At 58.2% G+C, this 18622-nt stretch carries 19 protein-coding genes; 10 read left to right on the forward strand and 9 right to left on the reverse strand.

Annotation, left to right across the window (positions count from 1 at the left end):
- Nucleotides 1-68 precede the first annotated feature (68 nt).
- The 10 genes from P0X85_RS14285 (at nt 69) to P0X85_RS14330 (ending at nt 9102) form a co-directional block, all read left to right on the forward strand.
- Complete coding sequence (locus P0X85_RS14285; RefSeq protein ID WP_275814814.1) at nt 69-296, forward strand: hypothetical protein; 228 nt, start codon at nt 69-71, stop codon at nt 294-296.
- Complete coding sequence (locus P0X85_RS14290) at nt 296-1411, forward strand: phage tail fiber repeat family protein (protein ID WP_275814817.1); 1116 nt, start codon at nt 296-298, stop codon at nt 1409-1411. Before P0X85_RS14285 ends, P0X85_RS14290 begins: the two co-directional genes overlap by 1 nt.
- Before the next feature lie 139 nt (nt 1412-1550).
- Nucleotides 1551-1841 (forward strand): hypothetical protein, encoded by a 291-nt coding sequence (locus tag P0X85_RS14295; protein WP_275814820.1) that lies wholly within the window; start codon nt 1551-1553, stop codon nt 1839-1841.
- A gap of 3 nt (nt 1842-1844) precedes the next feature.
- Complete coding sequence (locus P0X85_RS14300) at nt 1845-2627, forward strand: hypothetical protein (RefSeq protein WP_173496047.1); 783 nt, start codon at nt 1845-1847, stop codon at nt 2625-2627.
- A gap of 308 nt (nt 2628-2935) precedes the next feature.
- Nucleotides 2936-3127 (forward strand): hypothetical protein, encoded by a 192-nt coding sequence (locus P0X85_RS14305; protein WP_275814824.1) that lies wholly within the window; start codon nt 2936-2938, stop codon nt 3125-3127.
- Entirely contained in the window at nt 3124-3819 is a 696-nt protein-coding gene (locus P0X85_RS14310) for a hypothetical protein (RefSeq protein ID WP_275814827.1), read from the forward strand. Before P0X85_RS14305 ends, P0X85_RS14310 begins: the two co-directional genes overlap by 4 nt.
- Nucleotides 3820-4093: 274 nt before the next feature.
- Nucleotides 4094-5152, forward strand: a complete 1059-nt coding sequence (locus P0X85_RS14315) for a polysaccharide biosynthesis/export family protein (protein WP_275814829.1) — start codon at nt 4094-4096, stop codon at nt 5150-5152.
- Entirely contained in the window at nt 5152-5583 is a 432-nt protein-coding gene (locus tag P0X85_RS14320; RefSeq protein WP_173496051.1) for an arsenate reductase/protein-tyrosine-phosphatase family protein, read from the forward strand. The genes P0X85_RS14315 and P0X85_RS14320 overlap by 1 nt, the downstream gene beginning before the upstream one ends.
- Nucleotides 5584-5601: 18 nt before the next feature.
- Nucleotides 5602-7782: a polysaccharide biosynthesis tyrosine autokinase gene (locus tag P0X85_RS14325; protein ID WP_275814833.1), complete on the forward strand. Its 2181-nt coding sequence runs from the start codon at nt 5602-5604 to the stop codon at nt 7780-7782.
- Nucleotides 7783-7992: 210 nt separating this feature from the next.
- Nucleotides 7993-9102, forward strand: a complete 1110-nt coding sequence (locus tag P0X85_RS14330) for an MraY family glycosyltransferase (protein WP_275814836.1) — start codon at nt 7993-7995, stop codon at nt 9100-9102.
- A gap of 1 nt (nt 9103) precedes the next feature.
- Here the strand turns inward: P0X85_RS14330 and P0X85_RS14335 are convergent.
- From P0X85_RS14335 to P0X85_RS14375, 9 genes are all read right to left on the reverse strand, one after another.
- Nucleotides 9104-9885 (reverse strand): IS5-like element ISPko5 family transposase gene (locus tag P0X85_RS14335; RefSeq protein ID WP_275814839.1). Its coding sequence is split into 2 segments (ribosomal slippage): nt 9104-9555 and nt 9555-9885, totalling 783 coding nucleotides; the frame shifts between segments, so codons are not numbered across the junction.
- Between the two features lie 245 nt (nt 9886-10130).
- The gene (locus P0X85_RS14340; RefSeq protein ID WP_275814842.1) at nt 10131-11498 is read right to left on the reverse strand and encodes a phosphohexomutase domain-containing protein; all 1368 of its coding nucleotides are present in this window, start codon (nt 11496-11498) and stop codon (nt 10131-10133) included.
- Nucleotides 11491-12390, reverse strand: coding sequence for a glucose-1-phosphate thymidylyltransferase RfbA (rfbA, locus tag P0X85_RS14345; RefSeq protein ID WP_275814845.1), 900 nt, complete (start codon nt 12388-12390; stop codon nt 11491-11493). Before rfbA ends, P0X85_RS14340 begins: the two co-directional genes overlap by 8 nt.
- Nucleotides 12387-13241, reverse strand: a complete 855-nt coding sequence (gene rfbD / locus P0X85_RS14350) for a dTDP-4-dehydrorhamnose reductase (protein WP_275814848.1) — start codon at nt 13239-13241, stop codon at nt 12387-12389. The genes rfbA and rfbD overlap by 4 nt, the downstream gene beginning before the upstream one ends.
- Nucleotides 13238-14290 (reverse strand): dTDP-glucose 4,6-dehydratase, encoded by a 1053-nt coding sequence (gene rfbB / locus P0X85_RS14355; RefSeq protein ID WP_275814851.1) that lies wholly within the window; start codon nt 14288-14290, stop codon nt 13238-13240. The genes rfbD and rfbB overlap by 4 nt, the downstream gene beginning before the upstream one ends.
- A 3-nt stretch (nt 14291-14293) precedes the next feature.
- Nucleotides 14294-14854 carry a dTDP-4-dehydrorhamnose 3,5-epimerase gene (gene rfbC, locus P0X85_RS14360; protein ID WP_275814853.1) on the reverse strand — a complete coding sequence of 187 codons (561 nt, stop codon included), beginning with the start codon at nt 14852-14854 and terminating at the stop codon, nt 14294-14296.
- A gap of 50 nt (nt 14855-14904) precedes the next feature.
- Nucleotides 14905-15984 (reverse strand): DUF1972 domain-containing protein, encoded by a 1080-nt coding sequence (locus P0X85_RS14365; RefSeq protein ID WP_275814855.1) that lies wholly within the window; start codon nt 15982-15984, stop codon nt 14905-14907.
- A gap of 109 nt (nt 15985-16093) precedes the next feature.
- Nucleotides 16094-17218, reverse strand: coding sequence for a hypothetical protein (locus P0X85_RS14370; RefSeq protein ID WP_275814858.1), 1125 nt, complete (start codon nt 17216-17218; stop codon nt 16094-16096).
- On the reverse strand, nt 17218-18423 hold the full coding sequence (locus P0X85_RS14375) for a hypothetical protein (protein ID WP_275814861.1): 1206 nt from the start codon (nt 18421-18423) through the stop codon (nt 17218-17220). Before P0X85_RS14375 ends, P0X85_RS14370 begins: the two co-directional genes overlap by 1 nt.
- Nucleotides 18424-18622 lie beyond the last annotated feature (199 nt).

Below are 18622 nucleotides of genomic sequence, written 5' to 3' on the forward strand. Positions count from 1 at the left end.
GCCTCCTCCTCGAGATCCCCGTGGCCCTGCCGGTGACACGGCCTCCCGAGACGGGCGAGACCTGAGCCATGCCGACAGCGCGCGCGTTGCGCTCCCTCACGGGTCCGATCCGCATTGCGGTGACGCAGGAAGCCCCCGTCGCGCTCCGCATTGCCGCAGCACCGCTGCGCATCCGGCTGCTCGGCACGCCAGGGCCACCGGGACCTGAAGGCCCGCCCGGTGACAAGGGTGATCAGGGCGAGCCCGGCGTCACCGTTCTTCCCACCGACACCCCCATTAATGGAGGCTTCTTCTGATGGCCAACACGATCCAGCTCAAGCGCCGCCTTGCCGGCAATCCTGGGGCGCCTGCTGCGCTCAAATCGGGCGAGCTCGCCCATAACGAGGTCGATGACACGCTCTATATCGGCAAGGGCGATGATGGCGCGGGCGCGGCCACGGCCATCGTGCCCCTGGCGGGCCGCGGGGCCTTCGCCGATCTGACCAGCCCCCAGACCATTGCCGGGGTGAAGACCTTCTCGATTGTCCCGAAGTCTGCGCAGGACGCGAGCGCCAGCACCGATCTTGTGCGCAAATCGCAGCTCGATGCGGGGCTCGCGGGCAAGGCGGCCACCAGCCACACACATGCGATCTCGGAGGTGAGCGGGCTGCAAGGCGCGCTCTATGGCAAGGCATCGACATCGCATAGCCATGCCATCGCCGATGTGACGGGTCTGCAGAGCGCGCTGAACGCCAAGGCGCCGCTGGCCTCGCCTGGCTTCACAGGGACACCGACGGCGCCCACGGCGGCAGGGGGGACGAACACGACCCAGCTGGCCACGACCGCCTTCGTGCAGAGCGCCCTTGCCGGGCTCGGCGCGGGCGACATGGCAAAATCCACCTATGACAGTGACAACGACGGCAAGGTGGACGCCGCCGAAGCAGCCGACAGCGTGCCCTGGACCGGGATTGCGGGCAAACCCTCGAGCTTCACGCCCGCCACGCATAGCCATGCGATCTCGCAGGTGACTGGGCTGCAAAGCGCGCTGGATGCGAAAGCGCCGCTGGCCTCACCGACGCTCTCCGGCACGCCGACCGCGCCGACAGCTGCGAGCGGCACGAACACGACCCAGATCGCGAGCACCGCCTTCGTACAGGCGGCGATTGCCGCGCTGGTTGACGCCGCCCCCGGCGCGCTCGACACACTCAATGAGCTGGCCGCGGCCCTCGGCGATGATCCGAACTTCGCCGCAACCGTCACCAATGGGCTGGCGGGCAAGCTGGCGGCGGCTTCGAACCTGGCGGATCTGCCGAACAAGGCCACGGCGCGGGGCAACCTTGGGCTGGGGTCGATGGCGACCCAGAACGCCAACAACGTCGCCATTACCGGCGGCAGCATCACCGGCGTGGCGCTCGACGGCGGCACGTTCTGATCTGAAGGGACGCCCCGACAGGGTTTTGTCGATCCCTGCTCAAGCGGCACGGCATCGGTCACCTCGGTCGCCCGATGCGCCTGCGCATGACCCCCAATCCCGCAATCGCCTCAGATGAGGCCAGCAAGGAGACGGCCAGATGGCCAGCATCATTCGCCTGAAACGCTCCTCGGTCGCCGCCAAGGTGCCGACCACGGCTCAACTTGATCTCGGCGAGCTCGCCGTCAACACACGCGACGGCAAGCTCTTCCTCAAGCGCGCCGATGGCAGTGAAGAGATCGTGGAGGTCGGCGCGCGTTGGGGCGCCTTCACCGCGCATGCCGCCGGCAATACCCTGACCTTCCGCTACAACGGCACCGACATCCTGGCGCTCGACGCCTCCGGCAACCTCACCGTGCTGGGCGATGTCACGGCCTTCGGGAGCCCGTGAGCCATGGTATTGCCGCTCACAGGCCCCCTGTCGCTGAGCCAGGTGAACACCGAGCTGGGCCGCGAGGCCAGCACCACCATCTCGCTTGGCGAGGCAGAGGTGCGGGCCCTGGCGGGTGTCGGGTCCGGCCCAATCAGCAAAGCCAGCCTGCGCGGTAAGGCGGCCCAGTTCACCCATATGATCACGGCCCATCAGCTGCATTTGAACCTGCACAGCTATCTCCTCGGCATTGGCTGGGACGGGACCAGCAAGGTCGAGGTGACGGTCGCCTCAGGCATCTACATTTGGTCCGACAACACCTCGATCCCGGCGCTCGACATGGGCGGGGCCTTCCCCGGAGGGCTCACGCTCGTCAATCGAGGCTTCATCATGGGTAAGGGCGGAGATGGTGGATATGTAGAGGCAGACCGAACGACTTATGTCGCGCCGACGGCGGGCGGGCCTGCGATTGTGCTCACCGGCCCGATCAGCATCGACAACAGCGCAGGCTATATCGGCGGCGGTGGCGGGGGCGGCGGGGCTCAAAACGGGGCGCCTGTCGCCATAATCATTAAGGAGCCAGCCTACGGCCCCGGCGGTGGGGGCGCTGGCGGCGGGCGCGGCGGTCCGATGCTCCATGGCGACACGAATGGCACTGTGCTGGGCAGCTTTGGCGCGGGCGGGGCCATTGGCCAGATCGGGGCTGTCGCTACGGATGCGAATAGCTGGGCTGGGCAAACCATCGCGCCGCATGGCGGCGCGGGTGGGGCGAGTGGTGCCGGCGCGATCGCCGGTGGTGGACTTTAGGAGGCAGACATATGGGCAGTGGTGGTGGCGGTGGTCCGCAACAAATTGGGGGGATCTCTGGCCAGGGTGGTGGCCGTATTCTGCCGGGGGCAGCCAGCGGTGTTGGGGAGCTGATCACCACATCGCCCAGGCAGGAGGTCACTTCCAATGTGTCGGCGGCCTATCCTGACAGGCGGCCAGTGCCCCCTTACGGCTCGGCATGGGACACGGCCTTTGCAGCGCCTGGCGGTGGACCCGGTCAGCCGGGGCACGGCGATGCCTTTGTCGTTTATGGCTATTTGAACACGGATGATGGCACGACAAGGCCTATGACCCCGCGCTCCGGCGGGGGCGGAGGCTGGGGGGCAGCCGGAGGGGCTGGCACCATGGTCACGAATGATGGCTACGTGCTCACAGCTGGCGGCAATCCCGGTGCGGCCGGGGGCAAGGCCATCGCAACCAATGCGCATCCGGTCACCTGGCTGGGTGGGTCCACCCGCGTCTACGGAGCCATCGGATGAAAACCTCCCTGCAGTTCTTCAAGGACATGGGCGTCTGCGACGGCGCCTATGCCTTCCTCGAGGCCTGGTTCACGGCCAACGGTCTTGAGACCTACGACTATCTCGCGGGCTATGCGCTGCTCGAAAGCTTGCCTGAGTTCCATGCTGCCGCTGCTGACGGTGGCCCCGGCCACGACACGGTCGCAGGCTGGCTCCAATGGGCGCATGACCTGCGCACGCGGCCCGAGGCAATCATGTACTTCGGCGACCACATCGAGGAGCCCTTGTTCCGCACCCATGACGGACATCTCCACGAAAGCATCGCCGCCGCCCAGGATCACCGCCGCCGCGTCTTTGCCGAGCTTCGCCGCGACCATGCCGCAGCCCGCGTGATCAACGGGGTGCGCCTTGGCGATGCCGGCGCCGAGACTTGGGAGGTCGTCGATCCTGCCCGCGATGACCTGACCCATTACGACGCCTTCGTCTGGCATGACAGTACCACAGGGCTGAACCATCGGACCGAGAGCCTTGGCGAGGCCGTGGCGTTTGACGCCGAGCAGGCTGAAGTGCTCAAGCGCATCGATGATGCGGAAGCTGCGGCAGGCATCCAACGCAGGATCACCGATGAAAGCGGGGCGTTCAGGGTGTGGGTGGAAGTCGGTAAAGGCAGTTCAACGCCGGACTATGGAGGAGGGGACTCTCCGGCTTCGTGATTGCGATGAAATGTTTGATCGGTTGCGTGAGAGTGCGCTCTGAACGTTATGGGGACTGTCCGCGAGGTATTCAGAGCACGCGCAGGCATCAACCGGCAGGGAAATTCGAAACTTCCTCGCAAATCGAGTGGTATGCTCAAGAGAAAGGTGGTGCCTAGATTAGATTCCACCGGGTGTTGCTTGCGTTGAACTTTTGTTGCAGAAGTAGCTCGTAGGAGTTCAGGCTTCGCAATACAAAAATACAGAGGTCTTCATGATCAACAGGCGTACAGTTATGCGTATTTTTGTCGGGGCGGCGCTTCTTCCATTTCTGAGTGCCTGTGAAAGCCAATTACCTGTAGCTGGTGATGGTTTGAACACGGCTGTGGCGGAGGTCTTGCCGAACGCCCGGGTTGTTCTCCTTGACGATCAAAACGTTCTTCAGTTCACAGCTACGGCTGCCGCCGTTCCGCAAAGCGCCTCTGTTCCCGGTCGGTCGTCGTGGGTCTATCGCGTCGGCACGGGTGACGTTCTAAAGATCATCGTTTGGGGTGTGTCTGAGCTAAACGACCCGTCGCAATACATCGAAGGCGCGCCCGCACCGGGTACTGTTGTGCAGGCAGATGGAACGGTATTCTTTCCCTATGTCGGCGCCGTTGAGGTTTCGGGCAAAACCGTTCCGGAAATCCGTGAAGCGCTGACCAAAGGGTTGAGCGAGTACTTCCCCGACCCGCAGGTCGAAGTGCGCGTGATCGAGTTTAACTCACAATCCGCGGTCATTTCTGGCGCCGTGGAAAACCCGGCTCGCTATCCGCTGAGTACGAATCCGACCCGTTTGTTGGACCTCGTGGCGCAGGCGCGCCTTGATCCTGCGAGGGCTGATACGGAGCGGGTGATCTTGCGTCGTAACGGTAAGACCTATCCGATTAACCTCGATGCGTTTGTCAGATATGGCCGCGAGTCGTCGAACCCGTTGGTTCTGGATGGCGACACCGTATTTGTTCCGGATCGCAAACCAGAAGAGGCCTTTGTCTTGGGCGAGGTCAAAACCGTGTCTTCGGTGAATATCTCCGAGCGTGACGTGAGCCTGACCCAGATCGTGAGCGAGGCGGGCGGTTTGAATATACGTGACGCCGATGCTCGCGGTATCTTTGTGTTCCGCCGTGATAGTGATGGTTTGACGGTGTTCCAGTTGGATGTTTCGAACCCGAGCGCCTATCTGATCGGCACGCGTTTCGCGATGAAGGCGCAAGACGTTGTATTTGTCACCACCGATCCGGTGTCGCGTTGGAACCGTGTGATTTCTGACCTGTTGCCGAGCTTGAGTGTCTATCAAACCGCAAGCGATATCTGATGTTTAAGTCGGTTTTGGTCGTTTGCACGGGAAACATCTGCCGCTCGCCCGTGGGTGAACGTGCTCTGGCTGCGCTTTGCCCGCATTTGACCGTGAACTCTGCCGGGATCGGTGCGTTGGTTGGCAAGGGTGTCGACAAAGACGCGGCGGCCGTTGCGCGCGCGCACAACGTCAACGTCGAGGGTCACGCGGCCCGGCAGATCAGCTCAGAAATTCTTGCGATGCACGATCTGGTTTTGGTGATGGGGCCAGAACATCGCCAATATATCCGCGAGAATTTCCCGCACGCGAGTGGCAAAACGATGATGTTCGACAAATGGGAGCGCGATGAAGGCATCGAAGACCCCTATCTTCAGAGCGTCGAATTTCATGAATTGGTATTTGCCGAGATCGATAAGTCGGCTCGGTCTTGGGCTAAACGGCTCGGCTAAAGTATTGGAGGCCGTTACGTGTCTAACAAAAAAGACTATGACGACGAGATCGACCTGGCTGAAATTTTCCACGTGCTTTGGGCGCGCAAGCTGTTCATCGCGGCTTTTATGGTCGGTTTCGTAATCATCGGGTTTTTATACGCAAAATCCCAGACGCCAATTTTCCAATCCACTGCTCTCGTTCAGCTAGAGGAACGGTCGAGCGGCGGAGATCTGCCGGCAGAATTGCAGTCATTGATGGGCAGCGGCTCTGGTGGTCGTGCGGCGACCGAGATCGAGATCCTGAAATCCCGTAGCGTGGCGAGCGACGCGGTGAATGCCTTGGGGCTTCACATCGATGCGGCCCCGCGCGCGCTGCCTTTTTTGGGGAATATCTTCCGCCATCTTGGTGTTCCGCATTTCGGCACCTCGTGGCTCAAGGCCTATTCGTGGCAATCTGAAACCATTGAAGTCGGGGTGTTGCGGGTTCGGTCTGAATGGATCGGCGAAGAGATCGTTGTCGTCAAAACCGATGAGAGATCGTTTGACGTAGAATTGCCGGATGGATCCAGCCTTTCGGGTCAGGTCGGCACGCCTGTTGCGGGCGGCGATGACTTTGCTTTGCGTGTGGATGCGCTGACGGGTCCGGTGGGGCGCGAATACATTGTGTCGAGCCGCGATCCGGTGCTGATTGCCACAGAATTGTCAGAAGATCTGGGCGTTGCCGAGGTTGGCCGTCAGTCGTCGATCCTGCGTCTGACGTATCGCCACCCCGACCGTGCAATGGCCTCGGGCGTGTTGGATGCCGTGATGGCGGCCTATGTGCGCCAAAACATTCAGCGCGGTGCCGCGTCTGCTGAAAAGAGCCTTCAGTTCATTCAGGAGCGCCTGCCTGATGCAGAGGCGCAGGTTCAAGCGGCTCAATTGGCGCTCAATTCCTACCAGCGGTCTGTGTCTTCGGTCGATTTGACCTTTGAAACCCAGCAAGTTCTGTCGAGTGCGGCAGAGATTGAAACCCAGCTGAACGATCTGAAGATGCAGCAAGCGGAACTGGCATTGGATGTGACCCCGAACCACCCGAGCTACAAGCGTCTGGAAGAGAACCGCGTGATCCTTGAGGAGCGTCTGGCGGCTATTCGTGAGGAAACCCAAGGCTTGCCCGAGCAGCAGTTGGAGGTGTTCAATCTCAACCGTGATTTGCAGGTTGCGCAGGAAATTTATCAGTCACTGTTGCAACGTCGTCAGGAATTGCAGGTTGTTCGGGCCTCCACCATCGGGAATATCCGTGTGATTGATAACGCGCTGACCGAGCGTTTTGCGGTCGCGCCGCGCACCAAAATCATCGTAATGCTGGCCGCGGTTTTGGGCCTGATCACGGGTGTTGGCGCGATCCTCGTGCCGCGAATGCTGCGCCGGACGGTGGATGGGGTGGAGGATCTCGAAAACCTGGGGCTTTCGGTGTTTGCCTCTGTTGGGTTCTCGAAACTGGCCGACCAGTCTTCGAACAAGAATAAAACAATGCCCATTCTGGCGGTTGATCGACCCACTGACCTTTCGGTTGAGGCATTGCGGTCGCTGCGGACCTCGATGCACTTCGGGATGATTGACGCAAAGTCGCAGTCGCTGGCGCTTACCTCGCCTGCGCCTGGTGTTGGCAAGTCGTTCATCTCTGTCAACCTTGCTGCGGTGATGGCACAGGCTGGCACCCGGGTCGTGGTGATTGACGCAGACCTGCGGCGCGGCGTTTTGCGCAAGTATTTCAACTGTCCGCGAGATACGGATGGCCTGTCAGAAGTTCTGGCCGACGATGTGAAGCTGGAAGATGTGATCCGCAAAGGTCCGATTGAGAACCTGTTTTACGTCACCTCGGGGCACTATCCGCCAAACCCGTCGGAATTGCTGATGCGGCCCAAGTTTGAGCAGGTGATCAAGCAACTCTCGGAACAGTTTGATTTCGTCATCGTGGATGCGCCGCCGATTTTGGCCGTGACCGACCCTGTCATTTTGTCAAAATACGTTGGCGCGACGATGATTGCGGCGCGTCACAAGGTGACTGCGGCGCCCGAACTTGAGGCCGCGATCCGTATATTTGAGGCGGGCGGCGGTAAATTCATCGGTGCGATCCTGAACGGCTACAAGGCCGAGGCGTCGGGCAAGGGCGGCTATTACTATTACTACAACAAACGCTATGCCTATGATGACAAAGGCAGCAAGGAGTGATCGGATAACTGGCGGGTTTTAGCGCGGGATGGGTCATGTGCCCGTGGGGAGATCTTGCGGTTCGTTCACCTTTGAGACGTTATGAAAATGTAACGCTTGGGGGCGGAAGTGCCTCGCACTCAAAAGATATGCTGGCGCATATTGGGACGATTGGCCTACTAGGTCCATATCATCCTGAGACTCATCTCAAATCTTTGATTGGAGGCGCCCTTGGTTCACAACGCCATGTTGCATTTCGAATGGCACGAGTTTGTTTTGGCCGCGCTTGCGTTTGTGATTTGTGCTGCGGTTGTCTTGTTGCGCTCTCGGTTCCCGCGGCTCAGCGGGCGTACGGCGGACTTGCGGGCGGTTCAGTCCATGCACACGCGGCTCACCCCACGTGTGGGGGGCGTTGCAATCTTCGGTGCACTGGGTCTGAGCGTGATCTTTGCGCCCGTTTCAATCTCTGGGCCGTATGCCAATTTCGTTCTTGCGACCTCATTCCTCTTTGTTGTGGGGCTGGCCGAGGACCTTGGGTTCCACATGTCACCACGCAGGCGCATGTTGGCTGCCATGGGCGCGAGCTTGCTGGTGATCTGGCTTTTGGGCGTTTGGCTTCCACGCGCCGGCATCCCTGGGTTTGACCTGCTGGTAGCGCACTGGGTGATCGGCGTTCCGCTGACCCTTCTGGTGACGGCAGGAATCGCAAATGGCTTCAATCTGATCGATGGGGTGAATGGCCTCGCATCTATGACGGGAATCGCAGCAGCTATTGCACTGAGCTATATTGCAGAGCTGGCAGGCTACGCCACGATGGTCCACCTCTCGATGATGATTGCGGCAGGAATCTTCGGGTTCTTCCTCCTGAACTATCCCTTTGGTCTGATCTTTCTCGGCGATGCCGGGGCATACACGATCGGCTTTGTGCTGAGTTGGTTTGGGATTTCAGTGCTTCTCAATTCGCCCGATGTCTCGCCCTGGGCCATTTTGCTGACACTGTACTGGCCCGTGGCTGATACAGTGCTGGCGATCTATCGCCGGTCTCGCAGAAACAAGGACGTTTCGGCCCCGGATCGGTTGCATGTGCATCAAATGGTGATGCGCGCACTGGAAATGTGCATCCTCGGCCGAAATCGGCGTCAAATTGCAAACCCGCTCACGACACTGGTCTTGTCGCCCTTCGTCATCGCACCGCCAATCGCGGGTGTGCTGCTGTGGAACCAAAATCAGAATGCGTTTCTGGCCGTCGTGGTCTTTGGGGTGTTGTTTTTTGGCAGCTATGCGGCGGCACCAAGTCTGATCCGCCGGTTTCGCTTACCTTCGGGATATAATCGTCTCTAGGTCATGTTGACAAATGGCGAAGCCAGAGCCTGATGCAGGCGATGTCGATGAAGCCGAGGAAACTGTCTGCGGTTTTGTCGTAGCGTGTTGCCAGGCGGCGACTGTTCTTGAGCTTGTTGAAACAACGCTCGACCATGTTGCGCAAGGTGTAGATGGTCATGTCGACGACCTTGCGCACCTTGCGGTTCTTTCGCATGGGGATCATGGGCAGCGCGTTACGGCTCTCGATGTCTTCTCTAATTTTATCAGAGTCATAGCCCCTGTCGGCGACCAACACGGCGGGCTGCGGAAGGTTGTCGGCCATCACCAGATCATAGCCCGTGTAGTCTGAATCCTGCCCGGGCGTGATCTCGGTCCTCATCGGGAGGCCAGCGCCATTGACGCGGAGATGGATCTTGGTCGAGAACCCACCTCTTGAACGGCCAAGAGCCTCTTTCGGAGTCCCCCTTTTGCGCCGGCCGCATGGTGGTGGGCCCTGATCACAGTGCTGTCGATCATCTGGAGCTTGTCGGGCGCGAGCTTCGCGTGGTTCAAGGCATCCAGGATGTCCTCCCACAGCCCGGCGAGCGTCCAGCGCCGGAACTGCCGGTAGACAGATGACCACTTGCCAAACTCCTCTGGCAGGTCCCGCCAGGGCGCACCGGTCCGCGCGACCCAGAAAATGCCATCCAGAACAAGTCGATGGTCCGCAGGCTTGCGCCCGTTCGGATGCCGGACGGCTCGGATGAAGCCCTCAAAGAATGCCCATTCGTCGTCGGACATCAGATTGCGTGCCAAGGTCACCTCCCACGTAGAGATGATCTTGAATCACAGCCAGACGCGCAGGGGAATCCTTTTTGTCAACACAACCTAGATCTATGGAAAGGGCCGCTTGAGTTGCCGGAAAAGGCCATGCAGGCTGGGTTTCACGTCATTTACCTCGCAAAAGACGCAAAGGATCAGTGCTACTTGCGAGTACTTCCACAATGAGCGCTCGGATTGGTAGTGTTCATGAAATGTTCTAATGGCGCTGGAAGTGAATTGCCATCTCACCCGAGCAGAATTCGTTTCACCCGCTCCACGCCCTTCACAACCAATTCTGCGTCACCACGCGCCTCGACGTTCAGCCGCACAACCGGTTCTGTGTTCGAACTGCGTAGATTGAAGCGCCAATCGCTCATGTCGAAGCCTAAGCCGTCCATTTCGTCGATGGATATGGCTTCGAGTTCAAATTCTGTTCGAACTCTCGCAATGGCGGCCTTGGGATCGTCGAGAGTGAAATTAATTTCCCCCGAGGAGGGGAATGCAGCTTTGCGATCCGCTACAAGATCCGCAAGAGGACCGTGTCGGCTAACAAGTTCGGCAACGAGCAACCAAGGGATCATGCCACTGTCGCAGTAGACGAAGTCGCGGAAATAGTGATGCGCTGACATCTCGCCGCCGTAGACCGCGTTCTCATCACGCATGGCTTGTTTGATGAAAGCATGACCGGTGCGGGTTTGGACAGCGCGCCCACCGGCTTTTGACACAAGGTCCTGCGTGTTCCAGATGATCCGGGGATCATGGATGATCGTCGCGCCGGGGTCTTTGGCGAGGAATGCCTCTGCGAGTAGACCGACGACATATTCGCCGTCGATGAAGGCACCCGTGTGATCAAAGAAGAAGCAGCGATCGAAATCACCGTCCCACGCCACGCCGAAATCAGCGCCAGTGGCGCGCACGGCTTCTGCGGTCGCGGGTCGGTTTTCTGGAAGGAGGGGGTTTGGGATGCCCTGCGGGAAGCTGCCGTCAGGTTCGTGGAATAGACGTTCGAAGGTCAGAGGGGATCCAAGGTCTGCGAGCCGTGCCGCGATGGCATCGAAAGTCGGCCCGGCGGCGCCATGTCCCGCATTCACCAGGATCTTAAGGGGCTTCAACGCGGCGATGTCTACAAACTCGCAAATGCGTTCGACATATGCCGAGCGTGCCTCTGCAGCGACGTTTCTGATTGTGCCCATCGTTGCATTCGTTGCGAACGCATTTTCTTCGGCCAGCTCTTTGATACGCGCCAAACCACTGGCTGCATCAAGTGGCGCCGAACCAGCCCGCACCATCTTCATGCCGTTGTAATCCATCGGGTTGTGTGAAGCGGTGACGCAGATCCCGCCATCCGACCCGAAATGGGTGGTCGCGAAATACATTTCCTCGGTGCCTGACAGCCCGAGATCAAGCACATCGCACCCCTGGTCGATCAGACCCTGTGCGACGCTTTTTGACAGCGCCTCGGAAGAAGCTCGGACATCTCTTCCGAGAACGACGGTTTTTGCATTCAGTGCAACAGCAAACGCAGCACCGATCCGGTAAGCGATGTTGTCGTCCAGATCGATGCCCAGGCGGCCACGGATGTCGTAGGCTTTGAAACAGTTCAAATCACTCATCCGCTGACACCGTTTTTTTCGATTGAGCGAGATTGTCCAAATAATCACCGTAGGCATTCTTGCCGAATTTCTGGGCACGAGCCTCTAGTTTCGCTGCGTCGATCCAACCCATCTCGAATGCTACCTCGTCGGGGCTGCCCACTTGTTGGCCTTGGCGTTCGGTGAGCGTGCGCACAAAATTGCCCGCATCCAGCAGGCTGGCGTGGGTGCCGGTATCAAGCCAGGCATAGCCGCGGCCCATTTTTTGTACGGTGAGCGCGCCGTCGTGCAGGTAGCTTTCCAAAAGCGTTGTGATCTCCAGCTCGCCCCGGGCCGAGGGGCGCACCTTTCGGGCGCGTTCGGGCGCTGTGGCATCGACAAAATAAAGCCCCGTCACGGCATAGTTCGAGGGCGGCGCGGGCGGCTTTTCGATGATGCTTTTGACCGTGCCATTGGCGTCAAAATCCACCACGCCGTAGCGTTCGGGGTCTGACACGCGGTAGCCAAAGACCGTGGCGCCTGTGGTGGTTTGATCTGCCTCTTGCAAAAGGTTTGGCAGGCCGTGTCCAAAAAAGATGTTATCGCCCAGCACCATGGCCGCAGGGCTGCCGGCCAAAAAATCCTCTGCCAGAATAAAGGCCTGCGCCAGCCCATCGGGGCTGGGCTGCACCTTATACTGTAGCGAGATGCCCCATTGGCTGCCATCGCCCAAGGTGCGGATGAACTGCTCCTGGTCGTGGGGGGTGGTGATGATCATGATCTCGCTGATGCCTGCCAGCATCAGCACGGTTAAGGGATAATAGACCATGGGCTTGTCATAAATCGGCAGCAGCTGTTTCGACACGCCCATGGTGATAGGATAAAGCCGCGTGCCCGATCCACCGGCCAGAATAATGCCTTTGCGCTTTGTCATGTGGATACCTTTAACTCTGTTAAACATTCCTTCAAGCCCGCGTGCCAATCCGGGCGCGCCAAACCAAAAACGGATGTGGTTGTGCTGCAATCAAGGCGGCTGTTCAGCGGGCGGGCGGCTGGCGTGGGATAGGCGCTGGTAGAAATGGCCTGCACGCGGGTGGGCCGGCCCGCTAAGCTGAATATCGCGCGGGCAAAGGCGCACCAGCTGGCATCGGGCGCACCGCTAAAATGATAGGTGCCTGTTTTTTCTGGCGCCTCCTGCAGCTGCCCGGCGATGGCAAGGCAGGCAGCGGCAATGGCGCGCGCGGGCGTGGGGCCGCCGATTTGGTCATCCACCACGTTGATCTGGTCGAGGGTCTCAGACAAGCGCAGCATGGTTTTGACAAAGTTGTTGCCATGGGCGGAAAACACCCAAGAGGTGCGCAAAATGGCATGGGTGCAGCCGCTGGCGCGAATGCCCCGTTCACCCGCCCATTTGCTGCGGCCATAGGCATTGGCAGGCCGCGAGATATCACCGGGCGCCCAAGGGTGGTGGCCGGTGCCGGGAAACACATAATCGGTGGAGATATGCACCAAGGGAATATTCAGCGCAGCACAGGCCAGGGCCATTTCTGTAGGCGCCGCACCGTTGATGGCGGTGGCCATTGTTTCTTCCTCTTCGGCCCGGTCAACGGCCGTGTAGGCGGCAGCATTGATCACCGCGCGGGGGCGGTTGGCCTGGATGGCCGCAGCACAGGCGCCGGGCTGCGCCAGATCGGCCGCATCGCGCCCCAGGGCCAGAACCGGGGCAAGCTGCTGCAGCTCGTGCGCCACCTGGCCCGTGCGGCCAAAGACCAACAGGCCGCTCATGGCGCGGCCCGGCCCAGCCGCTGGCCCACGCCCTGGCGGCCCAGCAGCGGGCGCCACCATGCCTCGTTCTCGAGATACCAGCGCACGGTGCGTTCCAACCCCTCTTCCACCGTCACGCTGGGGCGCCAGCCCAGCTCGTCGCGAATGCGCGTGGGGTCGATGGCATAGCGCGCGTCATGGCCGGGGCGATCGGTGACGAAGGTGATCAAATCGGCGTATGTGCCGGTTTCACGTGGGCGCAACCGGTCGAGGATGGCGCAGATCGTTTGCACCAACTGCAGGTTCGTGAGCTCGTTCTCGCCGCCGATGTTATAGCTGCGCCCCAGCGCGCCCTTTGTGGCCACCAGCAGCAGCGCATCGGCGTGATCTTCGACGTAAAGCCAATCGCGGATATTGCTGCCATCGCCGTAAATCGGCAGTGGCCGCCCCGCCAGCGCGTTCAGAATAACCACCGGGATCAGCTTTTCTGGAAAGTGGTAGGGCCCGTAATTGTTGGAACAATTGCTCAGCACCACGGGCAAGCCATAGGTCTCAAACCAGGCGCGCACCAGATGGTCTGACGCGGCTTTCGAGGCGGAATAGGGGCTGCGCGGATCGTATGCCGTGGCCTCGGTAAACTGCACGGCCGGGTCTGCAGGCAGCGAGCCAAACACCTCGTCTGTCGAGACGTGATGAAAGCGAAACCCATCAGGCCGCCCCGCCGCCTGCCAATATTTACGCGCGGCCTCCAGCATGTTGAACGTGCCGGTGATATTGGTGTCGATGAAATCTGCGGGCCCATCGATAGAGCGGTCGACATGGGATTCGGCCGCCAGATGCAGCACAATATCGGGTTGATGCGTGGCAAAAGCCGCATCCAGCGCCGCGCGGTCGCGGATATCGGCCTGCTGAAAGGTATAAAGCGGGCTATCCGCCACCGGCGCCACATTGGCCAGATTGGCGGCATAGGTCAGCGCATCCAGGTTGACCACCTGATGCCCGCGCGCCACCGCCAGCCGCACCACGGCCGAGCCGATAAACCCCGCCCCCCCTGTGACCAGTAGCTTCATCTGTTATCCCTCAAAGGTGAATGGGCTGTTAAAGCCGGCCAGCAGAGGGGCTGTGGCGTCTTTCCCGCTCAGCACCGGCGCGCTGGTGAGGGGCCATTTGATGCCAATATCCGGGTCATCCCAGCGCAGCGCGCCCTCGGTTTCCGGGGCGTAATAATCATTACATTTGTAGATAATCTCGCTATCCGGCTCGAGCGTGGCAAAGCCATGGGCAAAGCCCACCGGGATATAAAGCTGCGCGCCGTTTTCTGCGCTCAGCGTATAGCCCACCCACTGCCCATAGGTGGGGCTGTCGCGCCGAATATCGACGGCTACATCAAAAATCGCGCCTCGGCCACAACGTACCAGCTTAGCCTGCGCGTGCGGCGGTGACTGAAAGTGCAAGCCACGCACCGTTCCAACCGCCGCTGAGAGGGAGTGGTTGTCTTGGACGAACTCGGCATCAACGCCCAATTCTGTAAACACCCGGCGGCTGTATGTCTCGGCGAAAAAACCACGGTGATCACAAAACCTGTTTGGTTTCAGAAGCTTAACCCCCGATAGTTTTGTTTCTGTCATTTTCACTTTTTATTCGACTCTCTGATTTCTAAATCTGTTTTACCACCAGCTTCGGTTTATGCGTGATCAAGAAGCTCAAAATAGGCCTTCCCGATTTGGTCCCAGGTGTATTTGCGCTGCGCTATTTCGAGCATGTCAGCCCCGATCCGATCGGCATCCTCGATGTCTAGGTTGCGCAACTGCTCAGCAAGTTCTGCTGCGGACTCGAAATAGCGCGCTTTGCCTTCGGTGCTGTGGCGGTTGAAGGAACAACCATGCGCCAGGACCGGAACGCCAAAATGCATCATTTCGACAAGAGACGGGTTGGTACCGCCTGCAGAATGGCCATGCACGTACATCGACGCCCTGTCACGGATGGCGCGGAGGCCACGCGGCTCGTAGACGGGATCGTGGATGGTGATGGTGGAGTGGCCCATGTAGCGCGCCTTCAAGTCGCGGCCGTAGTCGCTCTTGTCCCAGTTGCCGACGAATACCAGCGGCGTGTCAAGCCCGGCGAAGGCTTCGAGGATCATCGCAACGTTGTTTTCCGGCTCAATCCGGCACAGCGCGAGGGCGTAGTTCTCGGGCAGTTCGGCCACCGCAGTCGGGTCGGGTGCCGCGTCGAGCGTATGGTCTCCGCCATATGGAATGACCTTGCAGGGGCGGGCGTAGGCCTCGGTCACGTAGTCGGCGATTGCCTGGTTGTCGGCGATTACAATGTGCGAAAACCGCACTGCAGCCCACTCGGAGGCGCGCAGAACAGTTTTGGCGAGGCCCTTCCACTTTTCACGCTTCCACTCGATGCCGTCAATATTAGTGACGATCCTGGTGCGGCTGATGAGGCGCACCAGCGGCAGGGCGAGTGCGCCCGATACTCCGAGCAGGAGCACCCTGTGGTCGCCGCGCCGGACTGCGTCGAACAGAGAGAGCGCATCGTATGCTATGGATTGCGGGCCGTTGGCGTCGAGCCTAATGTAGCGTAGCCGAGCGGTGCGGTAGTGGTCGGGTCTTTCCGGAAACGCCTTGGCAGAGCAATATACGCACACCTCGGCGCCATTGCCGGACGCGCTGTTGTACTCCACAAGATTCTGCGCGAGTGTCTCGAAACCGCCATACCCAGCCGGGACCCCTACTGTACCAATAATAGAAATTGTCATGCCTTCACCGATATGCAAGACGAAAAACGAAGGAGCCCGAAAACTATTGAAAAGGACCCAAGCCCCTGTCGATTTGAGGATTTTCGCGCAATAGGTTTTGAGTGGAAAATCAAAGTTTCTCCTCCGATTGCTTCAATAAAACAATAACTGGAACAAACGCGACCAAATGGTTGCTCAGCGAACTGAAAAGCTGCAAAAATAGAAAAGAAATCAAAAAGGCCAGATACCGTCGGCTAATCCGTCGGGCGGAAAAAAACAAAAAGAAAGCACAAAAAAAAGTCCAGATGCCAAAGTCGTATATTTTCGAGAGTATCAGGGACTCAGGTGCATCAGCCGCATTTAGGCCATTTAGCACGTGCCCTGCTATCGATGAATAGCCGAGCGGTCGAGGAAAGATCAAATCCTCGAAGTCCGGAAACATAAAAAATGCGTTGTATCTATCAAGAATGGATGCGATGTGCTGGGAGTAAAGAGTTCCAGAATGGGACTCTGAAAGGTCTAAAAGGAGCCGATACGAAAAAAACACTGCTCCCAAAGCAACCAATGACGAAGTCAAAGGAAACCTCCGAAACATGGCAAAGTAGGTAATAAATGGAACCACCTTCGAAAGTGTGGAAAGGGAAATCAGGAAAAAAACTGCACGAAGAGCCAAATTTGAGCGAAGAAAAAAGGCGTAGCTGGCGTAGAGGGTAGCGATTAAAGAGGCCGAGTAAAGAGGAGCGGTCACTCGAGCTCCTAGCAAGCCTCCAGAAACATTGGATTCAATTCCCTTTGCGGAAAAGTAGTCGGAGCTCGCAAAAATCGCGTCAGCAACCGCATTGAAGCCGAACCATTGGAGAAGAATCTCCGAAAAAGAGAGGGCAGCACAGATCAAGACGAAAAACTTCATGCCGCCAATCTGGGAAAAGGACTCGGCTTCCAGTCTGAGGAGAAAAACCACTGTCGCCAAAAAGATGACGTCCCTTAATCCATATAAAAAAACGAGCGCGTTGAATGGGAGGGTGCCGTCCAGAGAGCCGACGAGCCCGAATAGAACCGATAGGAGAACGAACAAGAGACTACTGCTTTGACGGTATAACACGAAGAGAGACAACGCCAGCACAATCCAAGCGTCTCTAAGTGCAGTAAGCGGTGCCCCAAGACTCGTGAAGCGTGAGGTCATAATTGCAATAAGTAAATAACCAAACGTAACATGGTAAACAAGAAAAGCTAAAAACGTTCTCTTGGCGCTCATCACAATTGAGCCCTTCTGACCAAAAACGCCAACGGGATCTTGGAAGCCAAAGTAAACACTGAAACAGCCACCGCAGAGCAGTATTCACTGTTTGCGGACATTGTCCCGAACAGCGTACCGACAAGTAACGCAAGTGTCAACAAAGTCAAAAAGACATTGACCTTTTGTCTGTCAGTCATGATGAACAGAGTACCAATTGGGCCAAAACAGGAGTTTGCGGAATAGCCAAGCCAAATAATTGCAAGAACGAACAAGTCAACACTTGAGCCAACCTCCTTAAGGGAAATCGGCAGCCAGGCGCGCGCAGTGAACACAATCGTCCAAAACATCACGGAAAGCACAATCGTGCTAAAAATACTGTACCTTAAGTATTGCGAGTAGAGTGGCCAGATTTCTTCGCGCCTACCCTCCAAAAAGAGAGCGCGAACAACAGGAGCAAAACGAAAGTTCATAAGGGCTATAACAATAAGCATACTCTGTGCCAGCCGGATTGAAAGTGACAGGTCTCGCGTGAATTCCGCTTCCAAGAATGCTCGTGACATTACGATGGGAAGGTGGGTGAGGGCATATGTGCCAAATCCTCCAAGAAAATAAATACTGCTTCGCTTGAAAAAATTAATCCATTTCGGAAGCTGAGTTAAAGAAAAATCAAAGACCTTGATTTCGCGTCGCGCAAAAAGAGTGGCAATTGCGGCCGACGCCGCGCTGGAGGAAAAAAGAATAACGGTTGGCGAGTCGCTCATACGTAGGCTCAAAGGAACGAACAGAATTACAGCGGGAACGAGAAATCCCAGCAACGCTGCCGCCCGAAATCTCCTTTGACTTTGATAAATCGCTCCATACGTGGAGGTGACCGCTAACGCTGTAGCGGTCAGGAGCGTTCCTATCAGATTAAACAATACCTTGGACTCTGGCCAGAAAAAGGCTCCTGTTGCAGCTATCCCTAGTATAAAAAATGTGGCGCGAAGCAGGGCGAGATAGGTGACAATGAGTGCTTTGGCGCAATATCCGTCGCGGTCCTCTGGTTCCATATAGTGTTTGACGACAAAATCTTCCATTCCAAATTTTAGAATAAAAGACAGGAGGGTGGCCGCGGAAAACGCAGCAAAGTAGTCGGCGCTTTTCGTCGGAGCATATAGGAATGCAACTGAAATTGTTGAAGCCAATCCCATTGCAATGCTTATTACGCGTATTGCGTAGTCCATTTTCGTTTCTGGGGCTCTTGTTGTCCGGTTTGATGTTCTAGTCGAAAAGCTCGCACGAGGTTTCTGGATGCTTCTCTAGACCTAATTGGTCAATATTTTAGTGCAAAGTGAGGCTCGTATATTAGCTTTTTCGACTACCCAGGCTGGACTTTGAGGTAAACCATCGTCCCTGAGGTGGAAATCAAGCGCGCTCGAAAGA

It is taken from the genome of Pseudothioclava nitratireducens (genome assembly GCF_029210495.1).
In the GTDB taxonomy this organism is placed as follows: domain Bacteria; phylum Pseudomonadota; class Alphaproteobacteria; order Rhodobacterales; family Rhodobacteraceae; genus Pseudothioclava; species Pseudothioclava nitratireducens.

Excerpts from the sequence above, each read along its gene's own strand:
- P0X85_RS14320 (WP_173496051.1), top strand. The coding sequence starts at position 5,152 with ATGTTTAAGTCGGTTTTGGTCGTTTGCACGGGAAACATCTGCCGCTCG.
- P0X85_RS14300 (WP_173496047.1), top strand. The coding sequence starts at position 1,845 with ATGGTATTGCCGCTCACAGGCCCCCTGTCGCTGAGCCAGGTGAACACC.
- rfbA (WP_275814845.1), bottom strand. The coding sequence starts at position 12,390 with ATGACAAAGCGCAAAGGCATTATTCTGGCCGGTGGATCGGGCACGCGG.
- P0X85_RS14310 (WP_275814827.1), top strand. The coding sequence starts at position 3,124 with ATGAAAACCTCCCTGCAGTTCTTCAAGGACATGGGCGTCTGCGACGGC.
- P0X85_RS14365 (WP_275814855.1), bottom strand. The coding sequence starts at position 15,984 with ATGACAATTTCTATTATTGGTACAGTAGGGGTCCCGGCTGGGTATGGC.
- P0X85_RS14370 (WP_275814858.1), bottom strand. The coding sequence starts at position 17,218 with ATGAGCGCCAAGAGAACGTTTTTAGCTTTTCTTGTTTACCATGTTACG.
- rfbB (WP_275814851.1), bottom strand. The coding sequence starts at position 14,290 with ATGAAGCTACTGGTCACAGGGGGGGCGGGGTTTATCGGCTCGGCCGTG.
- P0X85_RS14305 (WP_275814824.1), top strand. The coding sequence starts at position 2,936 with ATGACCCCGCGCTCCGGCGGGGGCGGAGGCTGGGGGGCAGCCGGAGGG.
- P0X85_RS14340 (WP_275814842.1), bottom strand. The coding sequence starts at position 11,498 with ATGAGTGATTTGAACTGTTTCAAAGCCTACGACATCCGTGGCCGCCTG.
- P0X85_RS14315 (WP_275814829.1), top strand. The coding sequence starts at position 4,094 with ATGCGTATTTTTGTCGGGGCGGCGCTTCTTCCATTTCTGAGTGCCTGT.
- P0X85_RS14375 (WP_275814861.1), bottom strand. The coding sequence starts at position 18,423 with ATGGACTACGCAATACGCGTAATAAGCATTGCAATGGGATTGGCTTCA.
- rfbD (WP_275814848.1), bottom strand. The coding sequence starts at position 13,241 with ATGAGCGGCCTGTTGGTCTTTGGCCGCACGGGCCAGGTGGCGCACGAG.
- P0X85_RS14285 (WP_275814814.1), top strand. The coding sequence starts at position 69 with ATGCCGACAGCGCGCGCGTTGCGCTCCCTCACGGGTCCGATCCGCATT.
- P0X85_RS14290 (WP_275814817.1), top strand. The coding sequence starts at position 296 with ATGGCCAACACGATCCAGCTCAAGCGCCGCCTTGCCGGCAATCCTGGG.
- P0X85_RS14295 (WP_275814820.1), top strand. The coding sequence starts at position 1,551 with ATGGCCAGCATCATTCGCCTGAAACGCTCCTCGGTCGCCGCCAAGGTG.